At 39.0% G+C, this 22,718-nt stretch carries 23 protein-coding genes; 10 read left to right on the plus strand and 13 right to left on the minus strand.

What is annotated here, in order from left to right; all coding sequences use genetic code 11:
- Positions 1-5: 5 nt before the first annotated feature.
- Together VHO47_01360 and VHO47_01365 are read left to right on the plus strand one after the other, a co-directional pair.
- On the plus strand, positions 6-584 hold the full coding sequence (locus VHO47_01360) for a hypothetical protein (protein HEX2977746.1): 579 nt from the start codon (positions 6-8) through the stop codon (positions 582-584).
- A gap of 23 nt (positions 585-607) precedes the next feature.
- On the plus strand, positions 608-1,642 hold the full coding sequence (locus tag VHO47_01365) for a hypothetical protein (GenBank protein ID HEX2977747.1): 1,035 nt from the start codon (positions 608-610) through the stop codon (positions 1,640-1,642).
- Positions 1,643-1,772: 130 nt separating this feature from the next.
- On the opposite strand, the gene VHO47_01370 is transcribed toward VHO47_01365, so the two are convergent.
- From VHO47_01370 to hflX, 4 genes are all read right to left on the minus strand, one after another.
- Positions 1,773-4,016: a UvrD-helicase domain-containing protein gene (locus VHO47_01370; GenBank protein ID HEX2977748.1), complete on the minus strand. Its 2,244-nt coding sequence runs from the start codon at positions 4,014-4,016 to the stop codon at positions 1,773-1,775.
- Between the two features lie 73 nt (positions 4,017-4,089).
- A complete protein-coding gene (locus VHO47_01375) occupies positions 4,090-5,055 on the minus strand; it encodes a hypothetical protein (protein ID HEX2977749.1) in 966 nt (321 codons plus the stop codon).
- 122 nt (positions 5,056-5,177) lie between these two features.
- The gene (locus VHO47_01380; protein HEX2977750.1) at positions 5,178-6,419 is read right to left on the minus strand and encodes a hypothetical protein; all 1,242 of its coding nucleotides are present in this window, start codon (positions 6,417-6,419) and stop codon (positions 5,178-5,180) included.
- Positions 6,420-6,630: 211 nt separating this feature from the next.
- Positions 6,631-7,764 carry a GTPase HflX gene (hflX, locus tag VHO47_01385; GenBank protein ID HEX2977751.1) on the minus strand — a complete coding sequence of 378 codons (1,134 nt, stop codon included), beginning with the start codon at positions 7,762-7,764 and terminating at the stop codon, positions 6,631-6,633.
- An 89-nt stretch (positions 7,765-7,853) separates the two neighbouring features.
- On the opposite strand from hflX, the gene VHO47_01390 reads away from it, so the two are divergent.
- The 7 genes from VHO47_01390 (at position 7,854) to VHO47_01420 (ending at position 12,313) form a co-directional block, all read left to right on the plus strand.
- Positions 7,854-8,180 (plus strand): hypothetical protein, encoded by a 327-nt coding sequence (locus tag VHO47_01390; GenBank protein ID HEX2977752.1) that lies wholly within the window; start codon positions 7,854-7,856, stop codon positions 8,178-8,180.
- Positions 8,181-8,214: 34 nt separating this feature from the next.
- Positions 8,215-9,555, plus strand: a complete 1,341-nt coding sequence (gene ffh / locus VHO47_01395) for a signal recognition particle protein (GenBank protein HEX2977753.1) — start codon at positions 8,215-8,217, stop codon at positions 9,553-9,555.
- 26 nt (positions 9,556-9,581) lie between these two features.
- Complete coding sequence (gene rpsP / locus VHO47_01400; protein ID HEX2977754.1) at positions 9,582-9,839, plus strand: 30S ribosomal protein S16; 258 nt, start codon at positions 9,582-9,584, stop codon at positions 9,837-9,839.
- A gap of 11 nt (positions 9,840-9,850) precedes the next feature.
- Positions 9,851-10,081, plus strand: coding sequence for a KH domain-containing protein (locus tag VHO47_01405; protein ID HEX2977755.1), 231 nt, complete (start codon positions 9,851-9,853; stop codon positions 10,079-10,081).
- Positions 10,081-11,382: a tRNA (guanosine(37)-N1)-methyltransferase TrmD gene (trmD, locus tag VHO47_01410; protein ID HEX2977756.1), complete on the plus strand. Its 1,302-nt coding sequence runs from the start codon at positions 10,081-10,083 to the stop codon at positions 11,380-11,382. The genes VHO47_01405 and trmD overlap by 1 nt, the downstream gene beginning before the upstream one ends.
- A 144-nt stretch (positions 11,383-11,526) precedes the next feature.
- Positions 11,527-11,874 (plus strand): 50S ribosomal protein L19, encoded by a 348-nt coding sequence (gene rplS, locus VHO47_01415; GenBank protein ID HEX2977757.1) that lies wholly within the window; start codon positions 11,527-11,529, stop codon positions 11,872-11,874.
- Positions 11,875-11,896: 22 nt separating this feature from the next.
- Complete coding sequence (locus VHO47_01420) at positions 11,897-12,313, plus strand: hypothetical protein (protein ID HEX2977758.1); 417 nt, start codon at positions 11,897-11,899, stop codon at positions 12,311-12,313.
- 152 nt (positions 12,314-12,465) lie between these two features.
- Here the strand turns inward: VHO47_01420 and VHO47_01425 are convergent, their stop codons facing one another.
- The 9 genes from VHO47_01425 to VHO47_01465 form a co-directional block, all read right to left on the minus strand.
- Positions 12,466-12,903, minus strand: a complete 438-nt coding sequence (locus VHO47_01425) for a hypothetical protein (GenBank protein HEX2977759.1) — start codon at positions 12,901-12,903, stop codon at positions 12,466-12,468.
- Between the two features lie 81 nt (positions 12,904-12,984).
- Positions 12,985-13,716: a hypothetical protein gene (locus VHO47_01430; GenBank protein HEX2977760.1), complete on the minus strand. Its 732-nt coding sequence runs from the start codon at positions 13,714-13,716 to the stop codon at positions 12,985-12,987.
- On the minus strand, positions 13,713-14,729 hold the full coding sequence (locus VHO47_01435; protein HEX2977761.1) for a hypothetical protein: 1,017 nt from the start codon (positions 14,727-14,729) through the stop codon (positions 13,713-13,715). The genes VHO47_01430 and VHO47_01435 overlap by 4 nt, the downstream gene beginning before the upstream one ends.
- 373 nt (positions 14,730-15,102) lie before the next feature.
- Positions 15,103-16,773, minus strand: coding sequence for a WD40 repeat domain-containing protein (locus VHO47_01440; protein ID HEX2977762.1), 1,671 nt, complete (start codon positions 16,771-16,773; stop codon positions 15,103-15,105).
- 103 nt (positions 16,774-16,876) lie between these two features.
- Complete coding sequence (murC, locus tag VHO47_01445) at positions 16,877-18,274, minus strand: UDP-N-acetylmuramate--L-alanine ligase (protein ID HEX2977763.1); 1,398 nt, start codon at positions 18,272-18,274, stop codon at positions 16,877-16,879.
- 109 nt (positions 18,275-18,383) lie between these two features.
- A complete protein-coding gene (locus VHO47_01450; protein ID HEX2977764.1) occupies positions 18,384-19,421 on the minus strand; it encodes a phosphatidylinositol-specific phospholipase C domain-containing protein in 1,038 nt (345 codons plus the stop codon).
- 105 nt (positions 19,422-19,526) lie between these two features.
- On the minus strand, positions 19,527-20,069 hold the full coding sequence (locus VHO47_01455; protein ID HEX2977765.1) for a hypothetical protein: 543 nt from the start codon (positions 20,067-20,069) through the stop codon (positions 19,527-19,529).
- A gap of 45 nt (positions 20,070-20,114) precedes the next feature.
- On the minus strand, positions 20,115-20,447 hold the full coding sequence (locus VHO47_01460) for a tRNA-binding protein (protein ID HEX2977766.1): 333 nt from the start codon (positions 20,445-20,447) through the stop codon (positions 20,115-20,117).
- Positions 20,448-20,456: 9 nt separating this feature from the next.
- Positions 20,457-21,860, minus strand: coding sequence for a sodium/proline symporter (locus VHO47_01465; GenBank protein ID HEX2977767.1), 1,404 nt, complete (start codon positions 21,858-21,860; stop codon positions 20,457-20,459).
- A gap of 307 nt (positions 21,861-22,167) precedes the next feature.
- On the opposite strand from VHO47_01465, the gene VHO47_01470 reads away from it, so the two are divergent.
- Positions 22,168-22,707, plus strand: a complete 540-nt coding sequence (locus VHO47_01470; GenBank protein HEX2977768.1) for a GNAT family N-acetyltransferase — start codon at positions 22,168-22,170, stop codon at positions 22,705-22,707.
- Positions 22,708-22,718: the final 11 nt, after the last annotated feature.

Raw genomic sequence — 22,718 nt, forward strand, 5'->3', positions numbered from 1 at the left:
AAAAAATGGTAAAGCATAAAAAACATATCGCGATTGCATCAATAGCGATCGTTGCTGCATTAATTTTGCTCGTATTGATAAGTTCGTTAACAACTTGGTATCAAACCAAGGCGGCGACCGATATTGTTATTGTAAATCACATTTCTCAATTGAGCGCTATTTTTACAAAGATCAATGACGATGCGGGTATTATGGATTTTGATCATCAGAAAAACTATATCGATTTTCTCAATGTAAAATCGTTTTCTGGATCAGAAGTTGGCTCTATGAATTTGGCGTATCCAGATAAATGGCAAGGGCCTTATCTTAAAGAAAATCCGACGGTGCAAGAACAAAATTATCAAGTTGTACGCACTAAAAAAGGATTCTTCATAGTTCCGGGCAATGGCGTAAAACTCAGCAATGGAAAAGTTATTGGCAAAGATATAGTTCTCGATGAAAATGCAGATATTCCTGCAATGATGGCAGATGAAAAGATGCTCAATTTCAAAGGAAAAGCTCTTGCTGCGCCAGTTTCAATGAGTAAAGTTGCCAAAAAAGTTTTATTTCAGGAATGGAACAGCGATGCATTGGATGTGGGATAATAGATCGTTTTTTTGGTGCTTATATGATAAATAAGTATGTAGCCGCTTTTCTTCCGATTTTTTCATTGTGTTTAAATGCGATGGAAATTGAGCGCCAAGAAAAAAAAGAAGAACTATTTAAGCAGATAGAAGCGTTTAAATACATTTCGCCCAACCATGAAACGATAATAAAGCGAACAACAGATGAAGGTTTTGATCTCTATATCAGGGATAAAGAGCCGATCAGTTTGGGTTCAATTTGGAATGTCTCTTTTTCTGTAGACAGCAAATATTTGGGATTTATTAATGGAGAGCAATTTATCATTTATGATTTGCAAGATAACAAGAAAATATATGCCACAGGGAATGCGAAAATCGTTAATCTCATGTTAGGATTCACAAACAAAAAAGATTCAATGTTTTCAACGTGTTCCACAGAGCTGGAATTTGCTTTATCTGCTGATGGATCACTAAAGCAGATGGAAGGCGTTGGTGGCCAATTCTTTTCTTTGCCGGGTTTACTTGGCATCTATCTTTCAAAAGGATTATCGATATGCCAAGGTTATAAGGGTGATATTTCATTAACTTATTGTTTGGGCGCTGTAGAGAAAAACTACCCGCACAGAATTGGGTGGTCGAAAGTAGTTACACCAGATGGCTCAATGGTTGCTGGGGTAGATATAAGTAGGGGGAGTGGTGAAAAAGATCGGGATACTGTTATAGTTATTGATTTTGAATCAAATGATCAAGATTCCAAAAAGTTTGAGCATAAAAGTGGCGATCAATCACCACAAATTGTTGCGGCGATTGGAATTTCCCCAAATAAAAAACATCTTATGACCCAAACGAATAATGGTTATGTTCATTTATGGGATATTAAAAAAAATACGAAGCTTTGGACAAGCCAGATAACTGATCCCTTCAAAATCCAGGGTCAAAATGGATTAGGAAAGATTTTCTGGAGCGAGGAATCAATTATGCTCAAAAGTGGCGACGGTAAATGCTACAAGATTGATACACAAATATTTCAAAAATTAATTGAAGAGAAAAAAAAGAATGAGCACAAGAGTGAACAATAAAAAAAGCCTACTTATCCTTATTGCTTTCAGGATGGTACAGCTTAATGCGATGGAAATTCCTAAAGAAATACCGTAGGAATCATTAGATTTCAAATTATCTACCCAGTCGGAAAAAAAGGGATTAAGACGACTAAATCCCTTGAATGAAGGAGGATTTTACCTTCTTGAGGCCGTTTTTAAATTGGGCGGTTATAATTTTTTCCTCGCCCCGTTCTTCAATATTTTTGATTATGCCGATGCCAAACTGAGCGTGTTTTACCGGTTGATTAAGTTTAAATTTGGCAGTTGATGGCGTCGGTTTGATTGTTTCTTTTATTGTTGCAGAACCAATATCAAACGAAGGTTTCTTGCTTGCGGTACCAAAGGTTTGCACTGCAGCGCGTTGCGATTTTGTGCCGAGCCATTCATGGAAGAACTGTAAGAGTTGGTGTTCTTGAAAAAAAGAAGCATCGGTGCGATGCGCAAGCCGCTCAGGAATCTCATGCAAAAAGCGGGACGGAGTTTGATCGGTCATTGTGCCAAATGTAGAACGATACCGAGCGTGGGTCATCAAGAGTCGTTCTCGAGCGCGCGTGATGCCTACGTATAAAAGTCGCCGCTCTTCTTCAACCCCATCAGGATTTTGGAGCGAATGATTACTTGGAAAAATTCCTTCTTCAAGGCCAGTAAGCATGGCAGCATCAAACTCTAATCCTTTTGCTGCATGAAGCGTCATCAAATAGACATGATGCTCCGTTTCTTTGTTTTGCGATTTTTCTTGCATGAGCGCTACTTCTGCCAAGAAATCCATCAGTGTAGAAACACCAATTTCATCAAAATGCTTAGTCGCGCGTAAAAGCTCTTTGCAGTTTTCGATCTTTTCCTGTGCTTCTTCAAGATCGTATGCATGCTTTAAATATTCAAAGTAATGAATCTGCGTAATAATTTTTTCAAGCGCTTCGTGAGGTTTTTGCATTTGGGCAACGGCAGCAATTGTTTTCATAAATCGTTCAAGTGCAGATCGCTTTGCGTTTGGAATAGCTTGTTCATTAATCAGATGCTGCGCGATTCCGTGGCAATCTAAAAATGGTTGCTTATCCCATTCGGTCAAAAATTGCTCAATGAAAACATCGCCAAGGCCTCGACTCGGGCAATTGACGACGCGCATAAAAGACACTCGATCGAACGGGTTAACTGCTAAACGGAGATACGCAAGAAGATCTTTAATCTCTTTTCGTTCATAGAACTGAATGCCGCCAATAATAACGTACGGAATCGAATGGCGTATAAGTGCTTCTTCAAGTGTTCGTGATTGATAATGTGCACGGTAAAGGAGAGCTATTGAATTATAGTTTGGCAAACTGCGCAGCTGTTTGATGCCAAGCGCAATCAATTCACCTTCTTGGTAACCAGAAGCGCAGTGCACAATGCGCACGCGATCGCTGCCTTCTTTTGAAGACCATAATTTTTTAGGATTGCGCTGCGTGTTATTTCTAATAACTTGGTTGGCAACATTTAAAATAGGTTCTGCAGAGCGATAATTCTGATCGATGGTGACTATTATCGTCGCAGGAAAATCGTTTTTAAATTCTAAAATGTTGGCGACCGTTGCACCCCGCCATGAATAGATCGATTGATCTTCATCACCAACCGCGCAAAGTGAATCGACCGCAAAAGTACCATCATCTTTAAGCGCCATCGATTTAAGCAATTCATGCTGTACTTTATTCGTATCTTGATATTCATCAACAAGTAAATGCCGAATGCGTTCTTGATGGGCTTGTTTGAATTCTGGATTAGTTTTGAAAAGGTGCAAAATTTCGATCAAAAGATCGTCAAAATCGAAACATTTGCTTAATTTCTTTTCATGCTCGTACGCTTGCCATACATTTTTTACAAACGGATCGATATAAACATCATCAGCGCTTTTATTTTTAAGCATACTGATTTGATACATTAATTGTTTTGGTGAGTAACGTTTATCGCTGCCGCTTCTTTTTAGTATTGAGCTCACCAGTTGTTGTTGATCATCCGCATCGATGATGCTAAACGTTTCATATCCCAATCGATGGCCATGAATTTTGAGTAAAAATAAACAATAGGAATGGAATGTGCCAATAAATAGTCCATGCATTCCTTTGCCGATCGATTTGGCAATCCGCTCTTTCATTTCGCCCGCTGCTTTATTAGTGAACGTGAGCGCAACGATTTCATGTGGCGGTACGTTTCGCTCGGTGAGCAAATGTACGATGCGCGAAGTAATGACGCGTGTCTTTCCAGAGCCTGCGCCTGCAATAACAAGAAGCGGCCCATCTTTATGAAGCACCGCTTGTAATTGGCGTTCATTTAATTGATGCGAAAATGGTTGATGAGTTGGATTTGTTTCGTGATTCATACAAAGTAGTATACCGGTGAAAAAAAAAGCGGCCACAAAAAATTGTGACCGCTTTGAAAATTAATTAAATAAATTATGCTTTATTGTCTGGTTTTTCATCAGATGGTTGTTCTACGCTTGCTCCTAAGCCCACCGCATTTTTAAGAACAGACATGGTTCCCCAAACGGCAGACGTTACCGCGCTTGGCGTAGAAGAAATAGCAGTTGTTACTTTGGTAGTAAAGGTTGGATATTTCTCTGGATGTAAGCGTTGATTCATTTTAAGTAAATCTGCTGTATGAGTTGCAAGATCATTATTTAGAGTTGTTTTTTCTTGCGTCAGTGCTTCTATTTGTTCATTAATCTTTCTCACGTCCTGTGTTCTTTGCGTTAAATCTGCAATTTTGTCAGCTTTTTTGAGTGCTTCAGACTGAATTTTGGTTTCTTCTTCTATTTTACTCAGTCGTTTAATTTTTTGGTTTTTTAGTTCAAGTAATTGTTCGCGATCTTTGAGCTGGAGAGCGTGTAAAGTGACAATAGCGCGGCCGAGAAAATCAGCTTCCGCATTTTTCGATTTATAAAGCTTGTTTAACTCAGTTTGTTCTTTCTGAAGAGCTACAATTTGCTTATCAAGCTCAGTCGATTGGTCCTCAAGAAGCTTGAGCTCTGTTTGTTTACTATCTTGTAAACTTTTTACTTTCTTTTCTTGTTGTCTCTTAATGTTAAAAGGGTCATAGCTTCCGATAGATTCATCGCCACTAACCTCCATGCCTTTATAGGCATCCATTGTTGCTGCTATCAAGGCATATTGATCACAAGGCATTTTTTCGATTTCTTTATTAAGAAATCGGAGCTGTTCATTGATCGCTGTACGTTCCTGGGTGCCTTTTCTTGTCGATACTTTTTTTTCCATCGCGGCTGAATACGCATCTTTTAATAAACCAGGTTTACTATCAGCTTGAGCATTTTCTATTTGTTTTTTTAGCTTTTCAAAGTCCATCGAATTTGCAATCGAGGAAAAAAGTAAGGCAAAGAGTAATGGATTGACTGTATGTTTCATAAGGCTCCTTCTTTAGGTTGAAACTTATTTCAAGTTTATAACGCAGCTACTCCTAAATGTATAGAAAAAGCTACAAAAAAAGCGGCCATAATTAATGACTGCTTAAATGAGGCAGAGACGAGTTATTTTAATCCCAAGGTTTTCTTCCAGACACCCGTAGCTTTAAGTTGTTCTGGTGTTAAGCGATCAGTAATGCTTTTTTTATCCATTTCCAGTTGTTTAATTGTCTTTTCATAAGACGTAATTTTATCTGATATTTCTTGCATGTACTGATTAGATTCATTGCGCATTTTAGCGCGGGCTATGAGATCACTCTCTTCGTCAACTTCTTTGCGCTTAGCAGCTAATAAGCCGTATGATGCTGTGATTTCTTTTTTTAGAGAATCGATTTTGGCAGTCACATAAGAATGATCTTGTTTTTGCAAATCTATAAACAGGCTATTAATTTCTAAAGTTGCTTTTTTTTCCGTTTGTTTTTTTAGGCGTGAGTGTTTAGTTTCGCCCAGTTTTGTTTCTGCAGTTCTTAATTGCTCGTTGATTTGTTGTATGTGAGCCAGCTGAAGTTTCTCTTCTTTATCATATTTTGCGTCTTCTGCTTCCAATGCGATGAGTCTGCTATTATTGATTTTCATTAAAGTACGCTTTGGATCAAATGAGCCTTTATAGGAAAATTCATCCGGACTTTCGTACTCTTCAAGTCCACTTAAATCGATTTTTATACCAAATTTTTTCATGATCGCTAAATAATCATTTATTTGTTTGCGTTCTGGAGTTGCTCGAGGATGATCTTTCTTTAAGGTATGAGCAAAGAGGGTCCATTTTTTTACGAGCTGGGTGAGCTGTTCATCTATTTGTTGTTGATTAACCGCATTTTGTGCCGCAACTACAAAAGAACCAAGTTCTTTCAGTCTATTTTCTTTTGAGTCTATTTCGGTTGTTTCTGAATTGAGTTGGACGGGTGAGGATGTATTAGGTTCTATTATTGGTGAACCACTGTTGCCGCGACATGAAGAAAAATCTTCGGGTTTTGGTTCTTTTTCAGTCTCGGCAGGCAATAGAGCTTCACTTTTTTTTAATTCGGTGGAGCTTCTTAAAGATCGCGAAGGTGGTGTGCTCAAGCGATCAGTAATCGATTCAAGTGAATGGGAAGATTCTGAAGGTGTAGCAGATCCTGAACCAGGTTCTTCTGCTGTTCTTTCTAAACCATCAGGGCAATTTACCATTCCTTGTAGATTCTGCTCACTCGATTGGCGTGAAAAAAGACTAGCTATATTAGAAAAAAAACTAGGCTTTTTTGTTTGCTCCATTGCTTGAATGTTGTCTGCTGCGCAAATCAAGAGAAGCGGTATAAGATAATGCTTCATAGAACTCCTTTTTTAGAATGAATGTTAGCATGAGCTTCTTTATATAATGCAAAAGCTATTTATGATATAGCCAATCTTATTTTGAAAGTACACGAAATCATAAAAAAAGGGGATTATTTGAATTAAAAAATATAAGCGGCCATTGAGAGACCGCTTAGAGTATCAAATTATAAATCGTTTTTATGTAGAAAAAGAAAAAAAAATCTTAAAATTAAAGGGAAGCGTTTTTGCTTTTATATTCGTTAGTCCATGTATCAAGATACTTGATTAATGAATCTAGACCGCTTGGTTGAGTCGCTGAGATTAAAACATGTGGCTGAAAGCGGTGTATTTCAAGCTCCAATTGCGGCGTCATTTCAATTTTATCCGCTTTGTTAAATGCATAAAGCATCGGGCTTGTCACGTTCAAATCTTTCAAGATTTGATCAACCACTTGCATATGCAATTTTAAATTAGGATCTGAAATGTCGATTACTTGTACTAATAAATGGGCATATTGCAATTCTGCCAGGGTCGATTTAAACGCATCGATTAATTTATGCGGCAGTAACTGAATGAATCCAACCGTATCTGAAATTAATGCGCGTTTAGTGCCATCGATAAAAAGTTCGCGCGTGGTGGTATCCAACGTTGCAAATAATTTATCCTCAGCAAGCACGTTGCTTTTCGTGAGCGCATTTAAAATGGTCGATTTACCGGTATTGGTATAACCAATTAAACAAATGAGAGGTAAATTGCTTTTTAAGCGTTGCTTTCTTTGTGTTTCGCGTGTTTTTTCAAGTTGTTCAAGTTGTCGCTTCAAGCGAAGCATTAGTGTTTCAAGATGGCGGCGTTCTTTTTCTTTTGCCGTTTCGCCAAATCCACCCATTAATCCAAGTGCGCCAGATTGCTGCGAAAGATGAACTCCTCTTCCTGCAAGCCGAGATTTTTTATGCTCAAGCATCGCGATCTCAACTTGCGCTTTGCCTTCTGCAGAATGTGCCGCTTTTTCAAAAATTTCCAAAATAAGTTGCGTGCGATCGAAAATTCTTACATGCAGATAGTCGCTCAGATTGCGTTCTTGCTGCGGAGAAAGCGGTTCTGAAATAATAAGTTCGGTAATGTTTTTTTCATCACAGATTTTTTTTATCGATTCAAGCTGACCGCTTGTTAGGAATGTGCCCGCTTCGATCGTGCGCAAACGCAAAAAATACGTTTCATCGTATTGAACGCCATTAGACTTTACTAAATTAATAAACTCTTCGTAATACGATTCAATATTGGGATTTCTATTATAAGGAGCTTGAACGCCAACGAGCAAAATGCGCGGGCGATAATCGGAGGGTTCGTAAAAAACACGTGCCATGGTAACTTTAATCGCTATTTTAAGAATTATGGTATACTTTTTACGCAGTATATCATTCTTTGTATCTTTGATATAGAAGGAGTCGATTTATGAAATTGAATAATTTGTTTAAAGTAATGGTTTTAGCGATCTGTTTTGCTTTGCCGGTACGTGCTGGTATTATTACGGGAACTGTTTCAATAGGATTAGGAATCGGGCTAGGTCTAAAAGCTCTTGAGCAGCGAGACATGGGCCCTCTTGCCCAACTCAAAAATAGTGCGTCAAGCTGGCTTAAATTAGATAGTCAATTTAATAGAATGGTCAAAGAAGGCGAAAAAGAGCTGAATAAAAAATTTGGAGATAAGACAACGATTATGGTTTATGGAACTGGATCCGTTGTTTGTATACTTTATGGCATAAAAAAAATATTACTATAAATAAGTTTAACAATAATCATCTTGGTAATTAATTATGTTTGATTTTTTGACGGAGAAATTTTCATCCGTTTTTTCCCGTTTAACCGGGCAACGATACTTAACCGAAAAAAATATTGGGGACACGCTCGATAAAGTTAAAGAAGCGCTTTTGGAGGCGGATGTTCCCTATGCGGTGGTTAATGCGTTTATCGATAAAGTTCGGCAAGATGTTTTGGGTAAAAAGGTATTAGGTACTCTTAATCCGGGCGAACAATTTATTAAAATTGTCCATGATCAATTAGTCGAATTTCTCGGCGCAATGCGCTCTGATGATCAATTTTTATTTATTCGTGGCCAAACGGTGATGGTAATGGGCCTTCAAGGTTCTGGAAAAACCACGACGATTGGAAAGCTAGCTCATTATGTGCAGGAAAATGCGCGTATGCGCAAAACTGCTGCCCCTAAAATACTCTGTGCTTCGGTCGACTTTTATCGGCCAGCGGCGGTGGAGCAACTTGAGGTAGTTTCTAAGAATGCGGGTGCCTCATTTTATCGGGCTACCAAAGCTGACCCTGTAGCTGCGGCAAGCGAAATTCTGGCCTATTTTAAGCAGCATTCATTCGATCTATTGTTTCTTGATACGGCAGGTAGATTGCATGTCGATAGCCAGATGCTTTCTGAGCTCCAAGCAATCGATCATGCGGTGAATCCCCAAGCAAAAATTTTGGTACTCGATTCGATGACTGGCCAAGAATCGCTTCGCGTGGCTCAAGCATTTGATCAAGCGGTTGGCTTTTCTGGGGCGATTTTGACCAAAATTGATAGCGATACGAGAGCTGGCGCTGCATTTGCATTCTGCTATGAGCTTAAAAAACCACTTCTTTTCTTGGGATCAGGAGAGAAAATGGATGAATTGGAGCTTTTCAGGCCTGAACGAATGGCCACCCGTATTTTGGGCATGGGGGACGTGCAAACGCTCCTGGAACGCGCTCAGCAAAAAATTAAGCAGTCAGATCAGCAAAAACTTGAAGAGAACTTCAATCGGGGCGTTTTTACACTGAGCGATTTTGCCCAGCAAATAGATATGATGAATTCTCTTGGTTCGTTTTCCCAAGTACTCAAATATATACCTGGTGTTTCCTCTACCAGCATCAATAAAGATGCCATGGCACAGGGAGAAACCCAGATGAAGCGGTTCCGGGCTATTATTAATTCAATGACCCAAAAAGAACGTGCAAACCACACCTTGCTCAACGGATCGCGCAAGCAACGGATAGCAAAAGGGGCGGGCGTAGCTGTTTCTGAGGTAAATCTTTTGATAGCTCGATTTGAACAAATGCAGCATTTTGTTAAACTATTTAAGAAATCGGGAAAATTCTCCCCTTTTAAGCGTTGATACACTTTAGTGAAAGGTTGCCTGCAATGGCAGTAAAAATACGCATGTCGCGTCTGGGCAAGAAAAATGCTCCTTATTTTCGTATCGTAGCGGTTGATTCTCGTAAAAAGCGTGATGGCGCGTTTCTCGAAGATTTGGGTACTTACAATCCAACAACAGGCGAAGTTCTTCAATTCCACTTTGAACGTATAACTGACTGGCTTGGCAAAGGCGCTGTTCCTTCAGATACGGTTAAGAGACTGTACAAAGAGCACAAGAAGAGTGCTTCTGCGACTGCTCAATAGGTTTTGAAACTATGTTAAAACAATTGATTGAGCATGTGGTGAGTAAACTCGTTGATAAGCCCGAAGTGGTTAAAGTGGAAGTTTTCCACGAAGATGCACGCGTACTTATCGAGTTGAAAGTCCATGAGGACGATTTTAAGAGAGTAATTGGCAAAGAGGGGCGCGTGATTAAAGCGATTCGCTCTGTTGCGCAAGTTATTACTCCCGAAGGCAAAGAAGTCGTCGTCGACGTTGTACAATAATGAATATTTCGATAATGACCGTTTTTCCTCAGCTTTATGAGCCGTTTATTAAAACAAGTTTAATAGGCAGGGCAGTAGAGCAGGGGAAAATTTCTTTTGATCTTACCGATTATTTTTCGTACTGTCCGCCAAAAACACGCATCGATGCGCCCGCTTTCGGGCATGGCGCTGGTATGGTGATTAAGCCTGAAGTTGTGACTCAAGCGATTGAGGATAAAGAGCGCGCGCACGGAAAAGCGTTCAAGATTTTTTTCTCGCCTCAGGGAAAGAAACTTGATCAATATGTGCTGAAAAATATAGCGCAGCAACTAAAAGGTGTTGATCATCTTATGCTTGTTTCAAGCAGGTACGAAGGGATAGATGCACGTGTTGAGAAAGAATACGCTGATCTCGTTCTTTCGATCGGCGATTTTGTTTTGATGGGTGGCGATCTTCCTGCAATGGTTCTTCTTGAGGGATTACTCAGATTGGAGCCAGGGATTGTTGGCAAACAAGAATCGGTGGAGCGTGAATCGTTCAACGGTCCGTTTGTCGATTTTCCTCCGTATACCGCGCCAGTTAATTGGAAGGGGCATGAAGTTCCTGAAGTTTTACGCTCTGGAAATCATGCACTTATGGATAAATGGCGGCAGGAGCAATCGGTAAAGAAATCGGTGGCACATCATTTTGAATGGGTACGCTCATTTGAATTAAGTGCAAAAGAAAAAGCGCTCGTTGCGCAAGAGATTCCGCATCATTATTGCGTGCTTATGCATTCAGACGTTATGCTGCCGCATGATGGGGTGGGCACCACTTCGGTTACTTCGATGGATATTCATGATATTGCGCGCTCGGCATCAACGTTTGGGCTAACAAATTATTTTTTAGTAACGCCTCTTGAAGATCAACAACGCGTGGTCAAAACGCTTTTAGACTTTTGGCAAACTGGCTATGGAATCGAATATAATAATAATCGACACCAAGCAGTTTCTAAAGTTGAGCTTTTGGCTTCATTTGATCAAGTAATTGCAGGCATCGAGGCAAAAGAGGGCAAAAAGCCACTCGTGATAGCGACCTCTGCAAAAAAATCTGAACCTGAAAAAAGTATCACTTATTATGATCAAAGTAAGGTTTGGGCAAAAGGGCAGCCAGTAATTATAGTATTTGGCACCGGAAAAGGGCTGAGCCCTGAATTTATGGCGCGGGTTGATTACATTCTGGAACCTATTGAAGGGCTGACAGGATTTAATCATCTCTCGGTTCGCTCAGCGGTCGCAATAATATTTGACCGTTGGCTGGGCCTGAAGCATAAACAACGCTGATCTTTAAGGTTGGCAGCACCTGTTTTTTGAGTTATAATAAACGGTGATTAATCATATTTTTGCAATAAATTTAATGAATCCAGATGAGGGATACAGCACATGAAGGCGAAAAAATATACGCGCGAAACAATCCGCGAACTTGGCATGAAAGACCGCAATTTCCCAGCTTTTGGCATTGGCGATACGATTGCAGTTTCTCAGCGCATCAAAGAAGGCGACAAAGAACGCTTACAAGTTTTTGAAGGCGATGTAATCGCGAAGCACGAAAATGGCGCTGCAAGCACCTTCATGGTTCGTAAAATTGGTGCAAACTCTGTTCCAGTTGAACGTATTTTTCCTTATTATTCTCCACTCGTTGACTCGATTAAGTTTGTGCGTAAGGGCAAAACACGCCGCGCGAAACTTTTCTATATGAGAAAACGTATTGGTAAAGCTGCGCGTGTTGAAGAACAAATTATGACGCGCCAAGCAAAAGAATCTACTGCTAAGTAACTAGAATCGGTGGCGTGCGCGTATGATAGCGCTCGTTTTAAGATTCATATGCGCAGTGATTCTGCTCTTTTCGTTTTCAAGCTGTAGATTGCAAAAAGTAAAAAGATACGATTATCAAAATAGAGCGACGCAAGAGGAAGCGGTTCCGTATGATGTTCCGCTTTCTATCGGCGCACGCGCTCTTTCTAAAAAAACTTTCCCTAACGGTCTTCTTGAAATTTCGTATAGTACGCGGGATTCACTCTTGAGAGTTGCTTCGTTTTATAAAAATGAGATGGAGCGTCTTGGATGGGCGCTTTCTAGCGAGTTTTTAACAAACGAATATATTCTCATTTTTGAAAAGCCGTATGCTCTATGCCACGTTCTTATTAAAACAGTTTCAGAACATGAAACTCAGATTTCTATAAAATTTCAATCCGATTCTGATGACGTTCATTGATAAGCAGCAATCATAGCTCGATATAATTTCTCACTTTGTTCGAAATCACTCACCACGAGGGGGGAACTTATCGAACTTTTCTTTGGCGCCCGTCCCTAGTGTTTTGCGACTTCATAGAGCAAAATGTATCGAAGGATGAGCAAATGAAAAGTTTATTTTTCTAACTTCTCAATAATTTTGGCGTCAACTTGTTTCATTTTGCGTGCATCTCGTGCGGTTTGCTTTAATTGCGCGCGAGCATCCTCTGCTTCTTGTAAAAGATCTTTATTTTCATCTTTTAGACGTTTGTTCTCGCGCTTTAAGCGCTCTATTTGTGCATTGAGATCATCTATTTCGCAGCTTTTTTGCGTAAGCCGTTGGCGCAAACGCGCATTTTCAGCATTGGCTGATGCTACTGCTTGAGAGCCGGTATCGACATATTGCACTTCTCGCACCGTTGTATATTGCGTTTCTCGAGGTGCCGTCGCGCGGCCAATCATGAATCCCGCAACGCCGCCCATAGCGCCGGCTGCTGCACTATTTCCTGCATTGGCAAGAGAGGCTATAAATGCGCACAAAATGAACGCTGAGTATAAAATTTGTCTCTTCATAGTAGCCCTTTTTTTCTACGAATAATTATATCTCTCATTTTATCATAATTACAAATAGAAACTCAAGGGTGCCGCTCGGCTTTAAATACCTTTATGGAACCGCTCTTTTCCTATAGCGCACGAGAGATATTCTATTTTCCTTTCAAACAGATATTCATATTTTAAGAGTTCAATGATTTTTTCGCTTTCTGTGCACTCGACATTGTTGATAATAACCACCGTTTTTAAATCAGAAGACGAAAGATTTTTCAATGATGGCAGCTGCTTAACTAAGTAGGCAATACGTTCATCTGCATTTTCTAAAAAAGCAGGAATCTTCAAAAGTTGTTCTTCGGCTGGAAGGATGAGCGTAATTTCTCCCAAATAATTAGATTTCTTTGCTGTTTTTTTTATCAACTCTTTTACTTCTTCTTTAATTGATGAAAAAAACGATCTACATGTTTTTATAAAATGAGCATCCTTAAGACGCTTCATTTCAACAAAGTAAATCGGCAAATAAGCGATGAGCAAGTGATCAATATTCTGCTGCTTGCATTGCTCAAAAGTTTTGTAAAATGAATCCTCCATATACGCAACGTCTAAAAATTCTTGTAATGATATTTGATCAAATGATGCATGAGGATTGTCTTTTAAATACTGTGTTGGATGTGGCGTGCAGCCAATAATGCCGAGTGTTTTACAGTTTTTAGGAATTTCAAAGTTTATTGCAGTGTAAATGCGCACCCTTTCCGGATGCGCATTATAGAGAGAATACGCGATAATGCAAAAGAGCACCGAGCCTGAAAAAAGCATACTTACTATCTGCTTCTTCATAATTCTTGCTCTTTGTTTGCTGCAGTTTTTTTGTCTTTATTCTTAGCCAGAAAATGAACTAACTGATCGTTAATAAGTGGGGAAGTCTCGTAGCGATAATTATCTTTTTCAGGTTTCAGGAAATAGGGATGAAAAATTGTTGAGTTGTTGCCAGTACTATTCACGATGGCAAGCAATGCACCCGAAACAGGAAGTGATTTTTTACGCAAAGCAGTTACCATCGAGGTCAATTCCGGTTTGTTTTGATCAATTAACAGAAAATGGTCTTTGCTATTCGCTTGGTTTATTAGTACTTGCTCTACCACATTTAAATTCATAGCGAGCTTGTCAGTTTCATTTTGCTGGATAGCTTTTGTAAAGCACGAAAGGGGCGGAATGATTATAAAGGTACGCATTTCATCGGAGGTTTGCGTTTTTGCATATTTTTCCTGATAAAAGAGCGCCGACACTTTTAAAAATGCATGCAGTTTTTCTGGAAGATCGGTTTCATTTTTTAAATGAGTTAAGCCTTCAAAATAGCTTGGCAATAAAACATGCACGAGCTCTTTAACTTTGTTTGTTTGCGCCGTTTTTTGTAGTGTTCTGAAATTTTCTTCAAGCACATCTTGATTTATTCCGACAGCTAAAAATAATTTAATTTTCTCATCTGCCGTTAAATGATCGAGTTGAGCGGTTACATTAGCCAAGCCATCGTATTGCTTATTCAAACTGTAAATCGCTTTTTTTACCGTTTGCTTCTCAACGCGTTTGAGTCGTTTAGTTTTCTTAAATCTTTCCGCAAGTGCAGAATAATGGTTTTCAAAAACGTCATTGAAACGTTCAAACGCACTATAGCGGGGAGTCGCACCAAAAACTCCAACAATGTTTGGGTTGGCATCGCTATAATTTGCTATCGATTGCTTCATATTGTAATCGATAATAATAGGCTGTGTATTGATCTCATTTTTTTCCATGCTTTTGAGCTGCGAGAAAATGAGAATTGCAGTAAAGTATAAAGAAAGAATATTTTTCATGGTTGATTCCTTAAAATCATTGTAAATAGTTTTTTGAATCACCTAAGTGATGAGCAATTAATTAAAAATAATGGTGAGAAAATAGAAATTAGGCCAGGCAAGGCCACCATGAAAAAGAACGTACATCTGACGAGATTGAAAAACAGATGAGATACCCTTGAGCGGGCGCAAAAGTATTAATTAGGCCAGGGAAAGCCTTTGAACGATAAAAAAGAAGATTTACTAAAACTCATAGCGTCTCCAATAATATGCGAGTTCCTAATTGAATATATATGCTTATTGTCTACCTGTCAATAGTTCTAATGGTGCTCTTATTGCGTTAGATAATCGGCCAATTTCCTTATTTAGCAGGCATCGTGTTCTAAAAATTTGGTCATCCATTTTTTTCCGCTAATTCTTTTACCTCTTTAGGAAACGTATCATAGATTTTTTTGAGTTCAGGATTAAATTGGTTGATTTTGTTTTGTTGATAAAGACGCTGGGCTATAAAAAAAACAAGGAGCTCTTTAAGAGATAATGATTGGAATTTAACAGCACTCGATTGCCAGATAATTATCGTGTCATCAGCTGATCCGGAAGCAAGGTAAGTGCCGTCTGAACTAAAAGATAGAGAGTTAACAGATCCATCGTGTTCTGCGAGAGTTTGTATTGAGTTTCCCGTGACTAGATCCCAAATAATAATTGTCTTATCGAGGGACCCTGAGGCAAGCTGTGAAAAAGTTGGATTATATCGAATTGTTTTTACCGTGTTCTTATGGCCGATAAGTTTATGTGCGATTTTAGGCATTTCAACATTGCGAATTATAATTAGATCATCAGCGCCTCCTGAGGCAAGCTGTTTGCCATCTGGGCTAAAAGCGAGCGCATATATATCGCCGTGGTGATCTGAGAATTCCTGGATAGATTTTTCCGTTGCTAGATCCCAGACATTGACCATACCTAGCCAATTGCCAGAAGCAATGGTTATATCATTAGGGTTGTAAGCTATTGAACTGATAGCGCGGGCGCCCTTAATTGTTTGAAGTCGTTTTCCTGTCGCTGTATCCCAAATAATAATCGTATCATCGATCGAGCCAGAAGCAATTTTGCTGCCGTTTGAATTATAAGCAATTGAAACTACGCCGCCGGTGTGTCCTATAAGAATATGCAAAGGTTCTCGCGTTTCTAAATTCCAAATAATCACGCTACCATCGTTCGATGCCGAAGCAAGCGTTTTTTTCATAGGGCTAGAAGCTAGTGCCAAAGTATTGCCTTCATGAGCCCTCAGTATTTTTATTGGTTCACCTTTTTTAAAATCCCAAAGGATGATTTCATTGTTTAACGAATTTCCTGATGCTATCAAGGTGCCATCAAGCTGAAATGCTAAAGCAGAAATTCCATTAGGTGCCTGCAGTTTTTTAAGATAATTAAAGTGATGCGGCATTGTGGCAATAATTTTTTTTGCTATGGCAGATTGAATATTTGATGAAAACTGTTCGATAAAATCATGTAGCTTAGTATCGTTATTTAATGAGGAGAGTGATTCAGAAGTGATGATGCGATGAGCTATAGCGGAAATCAGATTTCGTAAAAGAATATCTATTTCCAAATAATCGGCTACATGAGAGAAGGCTGCCAATTTAATCAGGGTAGATTTATTAAAAAAATTCAGCATTTTTGGTTCATCAAAGTTTGTATATTTTATTAATTCAAACAAATCATTAAGTTGGGCTTCACTAATGACTGGAAGATTAATGATTCCACCCTTAGCAGAAAGCATTTTATTGTCTAAAATCATATTTTTTAAAGTTTTAGAATTCGCTATTAGTGTCTTATACGAAGCATATTCGGAAGAGTTTTCTGGAGGAAGTTCAAAAGAGCTTCCAATTTCTTTTGACGAAGGATTTAAAAGCGAATGGAACTCTTTTTGTAAAGATTCTTTAAAGCCTTTTAAGAAGCTGCTAAAAGACTGTTTTTCCGGGGGTGGGTAGCTGGCATAAGAAGGATTAACCAAAAAGATAGCACAAAAAAATGCCGCAAAGCTCATTAATTTTTTTATAAACATTAACCATCCCATCATATAAACAAAAGGCTGCTTTAATTCAAATATAAAATAATGAGTGGGTTTGCGTCAAGAGAAAATAAATCAATGTCTGTTTTGGCTTTTATTAATCTTGAGCCAAATAGTCGGCCAATTTATTTATTTTTCCTGCACCTTGGAGCAAGAGTAGATCACCATCGCTCACCCTTTGCTCAACAGAGCCAATGATCGATTGAAAATCAGATTCGATTGGGGCGTAGACAACTTCAAAGGATGGATTGCGCAGTTCAATAGCTTTGGCAAGATTTTTTCCCGTTATTTCAGGAATAGGATCTTCGCTTGCTGGGTAAATATCGGTAATAATAAGTTTATCGATGCCACTATCTAGAAACATTTGTACAAAGTGATCCCATAATTTATCGGTGCGCGTATAACGATGCGGTTGGAAAGCTACAATGAGTTTTCCTTGAGCGCGCCTTCGGGCAACCAGTAGAGTGTTACGAATCTCTTCAGGATGGTGGCCATAATCGTCAAAAATTTCTGCGCCGCGATAGGTCCCTTTAAAGCTAAAGCGTCGATCGATTCCTTTAAATGTTGAAAGTGCTCGCGAAATAACTTCAAATGGTACTTGAAGATGCAGCGCGAGTGCCGTGGCCGCCAACGCATTCAAAAGATTGTGTTTTCCCGGCATGCTGAAGCGAATAGTGCCAAGTGGTTCGGGTTGATTTTTTTGATACACCGTAAAATTAGATGAATCGGCATTTAAAATAATATCTTTTGCATAAAGATCGGCAGTGGCAGGATCCAGGCCGTATTTAATCGTTTTAATGTGGGAGAGCGGAAGCAGTGAACGAACATGCGGATCATCGACGCACAAAACTGCGCATCCATAGAACGGCAAATTATTTAAAAATTGTTTGAATGTATTTTTTATATCATCAATATCGGTGTACGTATCCAAATGCTCTAAATCGATGTTGGTAACGATAGCGAGCGTTGCTTGCAAATAAATGAGGGTGCGATCGCTCTCATCAGCTTCGGCAACTAAAAAATCTCCCGAGCCAAAACGCGCATTTGCCGAAATGTTTTTAAGATGGCCTCCGATCACCACCGTCGGATCCATGTGCGCTTCGATTAAAATATGGGAAATAAGTGAAGTAGTTGTAGTTTTTCCGTGCGCTCCGGCAATTGCAATACTAAATTTTGTGCGCATTAATTCTGCAAGCATAAGCGCTCGCGGGATTGTCGGTATACCGCGCTGTTGAGCCGCGACAATTTCGGGGTTTTGAGTTCTGATCGCTGAAGAATATACCAAAACGTCTACCGATGTATCGTTGCAATACGGAGTATTATTTCCTTGATAGATCTTGCAACCTATTGCCTCCAAATCATGCACACTTTGTTGATTCAAGTCTTGATCACAACCAGAAATAGTATATCCCTGATATTTCAAAATTTTGGCAATCCCGCTCATGCCGATGCCGCCAATACCAACAAAGTGAATATGCAAATTTTTACGATACATCAATAATCCCTAATTAATTCTTGTTTTGCAGAATGTTTATTTTAGCAGAAGATTAGATTCTTCCCTATTATTTTTGATATTTTCTTCTATTAGATTTCGCATAAAAAAATTAGTGTGGATAAATAGGCGAAAACATAGCTAATCGCTTTTCGGGATCATTGGCGAGCTCGTTAATGTAATTCACGAGCTTCATAGGATTTCCCTCATTAACATAATCCACTTTAATAAAATTTGGGTAACGGCCTTTTAAAATTCCGGTATCCAAGCCTTCTTTTAAAACGCGTTCAAAGACTGCTTGCAACTTTGCGCCGTTTATTTTTTTATAGTTCGTGACAAACGGTGTGTACCCATACGCTAATTTATCAAGAAACCGTGAAAATGATCCGCCAAGAATTTTTCCTCCCAAGGCGAAATGGTCAAGTTCAAAAAGATAGCGTACACATCCTTTGTGCTCAGTTTTTGAATGCAGTCTCTCTTTGAGCGCAACAGTAAAATCTTTGACGCCCGCCCATTGATTCTGAGCAATGGTTGCCCATTGAAAATAGGTATATTTAGTTGCTGCAAATTGCAGATGTGTGTTGAAACCTTGCTTATGCCCGGGAATATCGTTGAACAAAATGAGCCGCTTATTATGTTCAACCATCCACTGCAAGGTGGGCCATCCTTCTTTTTCAATCGGATTCCAATCTTCCGGTTTGAGAATTAAATAGGCAATGCCTGATTGTTCAAGATGTTCATCGAGAATTCCGCATTTGGTAACTCGATTCTCTATCGTTATAGTAATAATTTCGTTTGGATGTTTTTCTAAAAATTCTTTAAAGAGGCTGAGCACCTTTTTTTTAAAATCGATATTTTTTTTGAATGGCTGAATAAATTTATTGAGAGTATAACTGCCGTGGCAGACGCGAATCCGCGAACCTTTTTTTTCCAGATCGAGCTCAAATTGGCGAACACCAAGTTCAAGTTGCTCAGCAAGCGTATAATATTGATTTGCGTAAATGTATCCATGTCTCTCGGCAGCATATGCATTGTGCGAAGCTAGCCAGCACACATGATCATAGCGGCGATCAAGGGACGGCATAATAAATTGATCCTCGCCCAGAACGATAGCTGCAAAAAATAAACAAAATCCAAGATATATTTTCACGCACCATCTCCCTAGCTATGCTTTTTTTTGAGCATAGTAGCTCTGAAGATGTGCCTGCAATGTATTTGGTATGCTTATTTATTAATTTCTGTTTTGTTAAATTAATTATTCTTTTTTACTTTTTTCTTTTTGATGTTTTTCATATAACTGCATCCAAATTGAACGGTGATTTTGCGCTTCGTAATAATCTGGCAAATCATCTTTATAAATTTTTGCTTGCGGTAATAATAGGCCATTCACAGAAATGATTTCATATCGTTTGTTGTTATCCTCAGATCCTTCATAAAATTTTGTTTTAATACAAGAATCGAACTGACTCCGAATCTTATTTTCGTTTTCCTCAGTGGCGAGATACGATTCCATTAAGGCAACTTTACCCCATGGCGTCCATAAAAAAAGAGGAGTGCGATCAAAGGAATCTTTTTCTAATAGTAAGCCTTGCTTAGTTATATTGGGGTAACTTGGAATTTGCTCTTCAAGACTTTTAAATAGAATTTGATCAGGAATAATATCTTTAAGAGATTGAACTGCTTTAAACAATTCATAATTATAGAGAGGATCAGCGTCTTCGTTTCTTTTTTCCATAGCATGCTGCGCAGCATTTGCAATTAAAAGTGCGCTGAATATCAAGCGGTTTATTTTATGCATTTGTTTTCTTTCTAAAAAGGAATTTAAATAATTTTTCTACTATTTTTAAAACAGTTTTCCGCCATTTGGGACTGAATTTGACGGATGCAGCAATGTTGCCCTACCAATCTCATCGGGCATTGCGAGTGTTAAACATTCTGAGATGAATGGCCCAATTTGCTTTGGTCCGAAATTAACTACCGCTATTATTTGTTTGCCGAGTAATTGTTCTTTTGAATACTGCGTAATTTGTGCTGAAGATTTTTTGATACCAATTTCTGAGCCAAAATCTATGGTGATTTTATAAGCCGGTTTTCGCGCTTCAGGAAAATCATCGACTGCAATAATAGTACCAACTCGAATATCTACTTTCTCAAAGTCTGCGTAAGAAATAATCATCGTTGCCCCTTAGTTCTTTTGATGCGAAGTTGTTGAGTATGAAATGCTCGTAATTAATAAAAGCCCGATCGCAAATCCTGGAAGCAACGGCATAAAGTTCATATTTAAATAAGGCCAAACCATTCCGGTGATACCACCAAACAGCATGCCAGCAGATGCGCCATATTTATTCGTGCGGGGCATATAGAGTGCGGCAATTACGGCGGGTGCAAACGCAAGCCCGAGGCCAGACCACGCATATGAAACTAAATCGTTTACGCTGCTTGTACTATTATAACTGATCGCATACGCAATTAAGGGAAGGAGAACGACGCACGCACGAATAATAAAAAGTGAAGCACCAGATGAAAGAGGTTTAGTTATAATACGCTTTATAAAGTCTTCAGAAATATTTGATGCGGTGGCTAAAATCTGCGCGGTCATTACCGACATGGTAGCAGCGAAAATTGCGCATAAAATTAAGCCTGCCGCTAGCGGATGAAAAAGTTCTTTCACCATTTCTATAAAAACAAGTTCACGATTCGCAATCGGTTGTGCAAAAAACGTGGTGCCGAGCATTCCAATGAGTGTTGCGGCGCCAAGTACGATTATTTGCCAAGAAATCCCAATCCATTTTGCTTTTGATATTTTAGAGATTTCTTTAATACCCATAAAATTAATTAAGATATGGGGCGAACCAAAATAACCGAGTCCCCAGCCGAATGCTAACGTGATTATTTGGGTAAGCGTGCTATAAGAAGCTGAAGGAATTAATGCATGCGCTATCGTATGAAATCTGAAATCTGGATGAATCGCCATCGAACTCCATGCAACAACTGGTACGATAAGAATCATAGCAAGCAAAAAAAGCCCGCGAAACATATCGCCCCAAGCGACCGCAATAAAACCGCCAATCAAAATATTAATAACAACGATAAAAATGCTGATCGCAATTCCATAATGATAACTTAAGCCAAACGTCGATTCAAAAAGGCGGCCAAGGCCAAGCAATCCTGCTGCAATATAAAAACTTAAAAAGAAGAGCGTAAAAAAAACGGTCATCAAGCGGAGCGCTCCGGAATGATCATGAAAACGGCGCTCGAAAAATGAAGCAAGCGTTACGCTTTCATAATATTCGGTCGCTTTGCGCAACTTGGGGGCAATAAATTGCCAATTGAGGAACATAAAAATAATAAGTCCAATAGCAACCCATGCATTAAAAAGGCCACATCCATAAATAAGGCCCGGATAACCCATGAAAAGCCAATCGCTCATATCGCTTGCTTGAGCAGCAAGAGCGGCAACCCAATAACTTACCGAACGGTTGCCCAAAATGAACGCACCAGCGTTTTTGTTTTTTCGATAAAAATAAATGCTCAACCCTAAAAAGAAAGCAAAATATGCAACGAACGAAATAATATAAGCACTATTCATGAACGACCTCACTTAAAACTATATAATTCTAAATTATCGATTTAGATTCACTTAGGTAAACAGAATGGAAAGAAATAATAAGAAGTACACCCCTCAGGGACGAGGCGTGGGAGTGAGCATGAAATGAGATAAACGTATATTCATGGCTTTTATGGTGAGGTTTGAACTGATACGTGTTAATTCTAATGATTTGCGTGAATAAGTCAAAAACCATAACAAATACTATTACATTGCTATCAATAACAGCGCTGTTACACTAGTTGAGCCAAAATTTATTTTTATTAAAGAGCTTTTTAAGGATCGGCAGATGTATAAAATCACAGCCATTATGATGATTGTTGGATCGCTTTGTGCGCAGGCCATGGAAAACGGGCCAGCAACTATTTTTCAATACAATTATGAGAAACACAGAGTATTGGTGGGTGCATTTCTCAATCAGTATAAAATTGATGATGGACAATTCGTTCCTGAATTGCACAAGTCGATTAACAGTTCATCAAAAAATATTAGTTGCTTCAGCTACGAGGCATTAGAGACTGATATTTGTATAGAAAAAAATGTGGTGAAGGGGCTCGTTCACTATTCTGAGCATTACTCTAATTTTTTCTGCGTAGGCAAAACGAATTTTGCGCAAATTCAATGGATTCAGGTTGCGCAACCGGGCCAAGGAATGGGCTCTGCGCTCTTAGATGCGACGCTTGAAACAGCCAAGAAGCATGATTGTGAGTATGTGATTGCTCAGGTGCCACAACACGCGTACAAAGCTGAGAAATTTTTTGAACGAAATGGTTTTGTGGCAACAAAAACTTCAAATGGCAATCGTTCTTATCGGCATTATTTGGACTAGTATAATGCCCA

Source organism: Candidatus Babeliales bacterium (assembly GCA_036260945.1).
In the GTDB taxonomy this organism is placed as follows: domain Bacteria; phylum Babelota; class Babeliae; order Babelales; family JACPOV01; genus JACPOV01.

Bases quoted from the DNA above. Each gene is read 5' to 3' on its own strand.
- VHO47_01360 (HEX2977746.1), top strand. From the start codon at position 6: ATGGTAAAGCATAAAAAACATATCGCGATTGCATCAATAGCGATCGTT.
- VHO47_01365 (HEX2977747.1), top strand. From the start codon at position 608: ATGATAAATAAGTATGTAGCCGCTTTTCTTCCGATTTTTTCATTGTGT.
- VHO47_01370 (HEX2977748.1), bottom strand. From the start codon at position 4,016: ATGAATCACGAAACAAATCCAACTCATCAACCATTTTCGCATCAATTA.
- VHO47_01375 (HEX2977749.1), bottom strand. From the start codon at position 5,055: ATGAAACATACAGTCAATCCATTACTCTTTGCCTTACTTTTTTCCTCG.
- VHO47_01380 (HEX2977750.1), bottom strand. From the start codon at position 6,419: ATGAAGCATTATCTTATACCGCTTCTCTTGATTTGCGCAGCAGACAAC.
- hflX (HEX2977751.1), bottom strand. From the start codon at position 7,764: ATGGCACGTGTTTTTTACGAACCCTCCGATTATCGCCCGCGCATTTTG.
- VHO47_01390 (HEX2977752.1), top strand. From the start codon at position 7,854: ATGAAATTGAATAATTTGTTTAAAGTAATGGTTTTAGCGATCTGTTTT.
- ffh (HEX2977753.1), top strand. From the start codon at position 8,215: ATGTTTGATTTTTTGACGGAGAAATTTTCATCCGTTTTTTCCCGTTTA.
- rpsP (HEX2977754.1), top strand. From the start codon at position 9,582: ATGGCAGTAAAAATACGCATGTCGCGTCTGGGCAAGAAAAATGCTCCT.
- VHO47_01405 (HEX2977755.1), top strand. From the start codon at position 9,851: ATGTTAAAACAATTGATTGAGCATGTGGTGAGTAAACTCGTTGATAAG.
- trmD (HEX2977756.1), top strand. From the start codon at position 10,081: ATGAATATTTCGATAATGACCGTTTTTCCTCAGCTTTATGAGCCGTTT.
- rplS (HEX2977757.1), top strand. From the start codon at position 11,527: ATGAAAGACCGCAATTTCCCAGCTTTTGGCATTGGCGATACGATTGCA.
- VHO47_01420 (HEX2977758.1), top strand. From the start codon at position 11,897: ATGATAGCGCTCGTTTTAAGATTCATATGCGCAGTGATTCTGCTCTTT.
- VHO47_01425 (HEX2977759.1), bottom strand. From the start codon at position 12,903: ATGAAGAGACAAATTTTATACTCAGCGTTCATTTTGTGCGCATTTATA.
- VHO47_01430 (HEX2977760.1), bottom strand. From the start codon at position 13,716: ATGAAGAAGCAGATAGTAAGTATGCTTTTTTCAGGCTCGGTGCTCTTT.
- VHO47_01435 (HEX2977761.1), bottom strand. From the start codon at position 14,729: ATGAAAAATATTCTTTCTTTATACTTTACTGCAATTCTCATTTTCTCG.
- VHO47_01440 (HEX2977762.1), bottom strand. From the start codon at position 16,773: ATGTTTATAAAAAAATTAATGAGCTTTGCGGCATTTTTTTGTGCTATC.
- murC (HEX2977763.1), bottom strand. From the start codon at position 18,274: ATGTATCGTAAAAATTTGCATATTCACTTTGTTGGTATTGGCGGCATC.
- VHO47_01455 (HEX2977765.1), bottom strand. From the start codon at position 20,069: ATGCATAAAATAAACCGCTTGATATTCAGCGCACTTTTAATTGCAAAT.
- VHO47_01460 (HEX2977766.1), bottom strand. From the start codon at position 20,447: ATGATTATTTCTTACGCAGACTTTGAGAAAGTAGATATTCGAGTTGGT.
- VHO47_01465 (HEX2977767.1), bottom strand. From the start codon at position 21,860: ATGAATAGTGCTTATATTATTTCGTTCGTTGCATATTTTGCTTTCTTT.
- VHO47_01470 (HEX2977768.1), top strand. From the start codon at position 22,168: ATGTATAAAATCACAGCCATTATGATGATTGTTGGATCGCTTTGTGCG.